3 protein-coding genes and 1 pseudogene are annotated in these 4222 nt (G+C 65.5%); 1 reads left to right on the top strand and 3 read right to left on the bottom strand.

Going from position 1 to position 4222, the window contains the following annotated elements; all coding sequences use genetic code 11:
- A pseudogene (locus RMO57_RS17245) lies at nucleotides 1–484 on the bottom strand (hypothetical protein); the annotation flags it as partial.
- A gap of 501 nt (nucleotides 485–985) precedes the next feature.
- On the opposite strand from RMO57_RS17245, the gene RMO57_RS17240 reads away from it, so the two are divergent.
- Entirely contained in the window at nucleotides 986–1816 is an 831-nt protein-coding gene (locus tag RMO57_RS17240; RefSeq protein ID WP_310388713.1) for a hypothetical protein, read from the top strand.
- On the opposite strand, the gene tagF is transcribed toward RMO57_RS17240, so the two are convergent.
- Nucleotides 1813–2517, bottom strand: a complete 705-nt coding sequence (gene tagF / locus RMO57_RS17235) for a type VI secretion system-associated protein TagF (protein ID WP_310388712.1) — start codon at nucleotides 2515–2517, stop codon at nucleotides 1813–1815. The two genes, RMO57_RS17240 and tagF, sit on opposite strands and share 4 nt — an antisense overlap.
- Nucleotides 2514–4222, bottom strand: a 1709-nt coding sequence (gene tssM / locus RMO57_RS17230) for a type VI secretion system membrane subunit TssM (protein ID WP_310388710.1), incomplete at its 5' end; no start/stop codon positions are given. The genes tagF and tssM, both read right to left, overlap by 4 nt.

Below are 4222 nucleotides of genomic sequence, written 5' to 3'. Positions count from 1 at the left end.
ACACCTTGACCAAGGACGGATGGTCAAACGAAGCCAGCAGCTTGGCCTCATTGACGAAGCTCCTCAGACCGGCCTCGAAGGTATCCCGGTGCCGCGCCGATTTCACTTGAACCTGGGTGTTGCCCACGCGCGCCGACAAGGCCGAGGGCATGTATTCCTTCAACGCAACCTTGCGCTCAAGCGAATGATCCCAGGCCAGATAGACGATGCCAAAACCACCCTCGCCCAGCACGCTGGTCAACTCGAACTCGCCCACATAAGTGCCGATGGGCAAGGCGTTGCCGCTCTCCCCCGCGCTCGACGCAGCGCTATGGCTGCTGCTTGAGGCCGCCGCGGCCGCGGCGATGGAGCTGGGCGAAGGCGTGGCAGTCGCTTGAGCCGGCGCGGGCATTGCGGCTTTTGAAGAAGGCACAGCGATCGTTCGCTCGGTATCCAAGCTGGGGCGGATGACGGTGCGATCGTCGTCAGGAGTCTGGCTGCTCATGGCGTACTGGGTGATCCCTGTTGGCTAGCTGTTAAATACCTGCCGATTGAACGAATATTCGGCGCCTATTGTGGCTCGCAATAGCCGATGTTTCGTTGCCATCAAGCCCTACATTTGAGCGCGCAAGTCTGTTGTTGCCTCACTTAAAGGCGCTAAGCTGCGGAGCCCAACCCGCAGCTTAGCGGGCGATGGGACAGAACCAAGGTTGAGCGAGCAATGTCAGCTGAAAATGAAACACCGGGCCGAGCTCGCAGGCGGATGGCGCCGCGCCGAGGCCGCAACGCGCGCGCGGTGCCAGCCGCAGCGGCGCGCGTGCCGCCAGGGCGGCGCACGCCTGTCATGCTCGCTTGGGGGGGCGTGTTGGTCTTCATTGGTTTGATTTTGTGGTGGCTTGTGGCCCGTCAAAGCACCGGCGATGCAGCCGCCGGCCCGGTTGCCTCGGTTGCTGCTTCCGCTTCAGCGTTTGCTGCAGCCCAAGAATTGGCAACAACACCGCCGCCGTTGCCGTTGCCGTTGCCACCCACCAAGCGAGTCATTGAGACGGCTTCTGTAGAGCAATTACTGGCCAGTAGAAGCCCCTCGGGTGATTGGCAGCTGGCGCGGCTGCAGGGCAATGAGGCCGTGCTGGTGATCGAATTCCCGAACCTGCTGGAACAAGGCCGGGCCTTCAACCGGGCCGCCGCCTTTATAGAAAAGAAAGGCAGCGCGCGGGACCGCGTGTTGACTGATCTTGAGTTGGCCGAGTTAGTGAACAAATCGGGCGACAGCACCGAGACCTTCTATTTCGGTCACGACTACACGGCCGAACAGTTGCGCCAGTTCTTTGCCCAATCCAGCAAACAAGAGCTGGTGTTGAATCCCCAGGAATTGCGTCTACGCGTGCTGTTGCAGGAGGCAAAGCTGTTGCAGGAGGGCGCCGTTGAAACAAAAAGCAGCGCCGAGCCGCCTGCCACAAGCCAGCAAGTGGTCATCAGCTTCACCGCCCTGCAGGTCGACGATCCGGCCACCAAGGCCGATGAAGGCGTGGACGCCTTGCGCCGCGAGTCGACCCTGCGCCATGAGTTGAGCCATGGCGAATTTTTCACCCGCCCGGCCTATCAAAAGCAGAGCTGGAATTTTTGGCAAAAGAAGCTGAACGAGGCCGAGCGCGCGATGTTCCGCCGCATGCTGGCCGGCATGGACTACGACCCCGACAACGAAGAACTGATGGCCAACGAAACCCAGGCCCTGCTGATGCACACGCCCGACAGGCGCGCCTTTGATGCGGGCAGTCTGGGCGTTACGCCGGCGCAGCTGCAAGACCTCAGGGCGCGCTTCGAGCGCAGCCGCTAACCACCTAATAAGGCGGCGGCCGAGCGCGGCAGCCCATTGCAGACGCGCCAATTCTGCAAGTTAGCCGTTCCCGATGCGGCCCCGGCCAACCAGTAAGAGCGCCCGCCCGCCTGCGGCCCCCACAGCTGCAAGGCTTCGCCGGCGATCTGACCGGCGCCGTCCAGGCTGCTGGGCAGAACACGTAACTCGCCGGCCACCAGGGCCAAGTCCGCCACCACGGGTGCGACCGGGCCGTCGCGCAGCTTCAGGCTAGAGGTCGCCAGCTCGGCCAATTCGGCCTCCAGCCGCTCGGCGCTCCAGTCATCCTGCAAGGCATCGGCCGCCACATCGTCGAGCCGCCCCAGCTCCTGCCACAGCGCTTGCAAGCCATGCAGGGACAACGGCGTCTGCGCCAGCGGGTGCAGCAGCGTGAACGGGTAGTAGCGCCCCACCCGGTCGACCGAGGGCATCAGCACGCCGGCCCAGGCCTGCTGGCCAAGGTTGCCGGGCAGGCAGCCGGGCGTCAGCAGAAAGCGCCAAGTTGGGCTGACCAGATAGGCGTCCAACCAACCGGCCGGATGGCTCGCTTGCAAAGTCTGCAGGCCCTCGGCCAACCAGCCGTCCCAGAACTCGATGAAGTCGGGCGCCAGCCGGCGCGAGGCGAAGTCGCCCAGGGCGGGCAACTTGCCATACCAGCCGGGCAAGGCGGGGCCGGTGTTCACAGCGCCGCCGGGCAACGGAACTGCTTCACTTCCTTCAGCTGGAAGGGGTTGAAGACGCTGGCGGCGATCACGTCCACCCTGGCCTTCTTGCCGTCCAAAACGACCGGAATGCTGAACTTCTCCGGCACTGCCGAGGGCTCGACGCCGAAGCGGTCGAACAGCCGGAACAGCGCCCATGGGCCCTCGAACAACAGCGGCGCCGCCGCACCGGCCGCGCCGCTGCTGAGCTTGATCTGCGCCGCCACGCGCTGGCTGGGCCAGCCGACGCTGATGGACTGGCCGCCGGCCGTCAGCTTCTGCACCTGGCCGTCCACATCAAGCACCAGCTCCTTCAAGGCCGGGTCCAGCTCGGCCACGCGCAGCTCGATCTTCAGGGCCGGCTGCTTGCCGCCGCTGCGGAAGAACACCTCGCGTATGCGGGCCGCGCGCTGGAACTCGGCCAGCGCGGCGGCGGCCACCGGCTTGCTGCCGTCGGCCAGCGGTTTGTAGGTCCAGACCGGGGTCGAGGTGTCGACTAGGTTAAGCAAGCGGCGCTGGAAGAAGTCATCCATCAAACCGCCGCCGCCGAAGAGCTGGCCGAAGTCTTCCGGCAAGACATCGGCACGCGCCCCGCTGGCAAACGGGTAGCGGCCGTTGATGGCGCGCATGCAGAACTCGGCGATCGGCTTCAGCTCACCGGACAGGCCCTGGATCTCGGCGCCGCGGCTCTGATTGGCGCCGGCGTCGGCCAGCTGCTCCAGCATCGCGCGTATCGGCTCGGGCTGCTGACCGGCTGCCGCCTTGACCTTCTCGGCAGCCCCGCCGGGCGGCGGCGGTGACTTGCTTTTTTGCGCCGCATCGACAGCGCTGAGCTGGGTGTAGAGCTCGTTGAACATCTTCAACGTGTCGTCGATCGGCGCCGGCTGGCCCGTCACTTGGCGATGGATATTGGCGAAATGATCATCGACCATGCGCTCCAGCGGGCCGCCCGCGCCACCGGCATCAACCGGCGCGGCGCCGGCCAGATTGGCGGCCTCGCTCTTGGCTTGCGCCGCCAGCTTGTCCAGCGCATTGGCCGCGCCGGCCGGCGCCACCAGGCGTGTTTCCGCCGTCACGCCGCGCATATAGGCGGCCAGCGGCGAGTCCACCGCCGACAGGATGCGCGCCACCGCGATGCTGCGCTCCAGACCGGCCAGCTTGACCAGGCGCACATCGGCGAGGAACTTGTCCCAGGTTTTGATGTAGTCCTCGAAATACAGCCTGCGCACTTTGTCGGTTAGCTGGCTGCCTACGGCCAGTTCCTTCAGCCGCGCCCCATCAACTGGGGCAGCGCTCTTGATGCCCAGCACCCAGGGCTCTTCCTGGGCCAAGCGAAGGGTGCTTTTCTGTACCGCCGGCTTGATCAGCTTCTCGTAGCCCTGCTTGGTGTAGAGGCCGGACACGCCCTTGGTCAGCGGCTCGCCGCTAAGGCGGGTGAACACCTGAGCGGCGTTCGGCCCGCCCGCCGCCGCGACGCTGAACTCAGCAATCTCGCCGGCACGGTACTGGCGCTTGATGCGGCTGTAGACCCGGTATTCCAGCGGCAGCGCCACCAGCATGTCACGCACATTGGCGACCAGAGCCTCATCCCTTGCGACGGCCGGCCGCAGTGGCCCCAGGGCCAGCAAAGCGTCCAGATGAGCGTCCAGCGCCAGGCGTTGCTCGGGAGCCAGACGGGCGAGGTTCT

This window comes from Roseateles sp., from assembly GCF_031397715.1.
Classification (GTDB): domain Bacteria; phylum Pseudomonadota; class Gammaproteobacteria; order Burkholderiales; family Burkholderiaceae_C; genus Paucibacter_A.
This window is presented reverse-complemented; position numbering and strand designations above follow the sequence as displayed.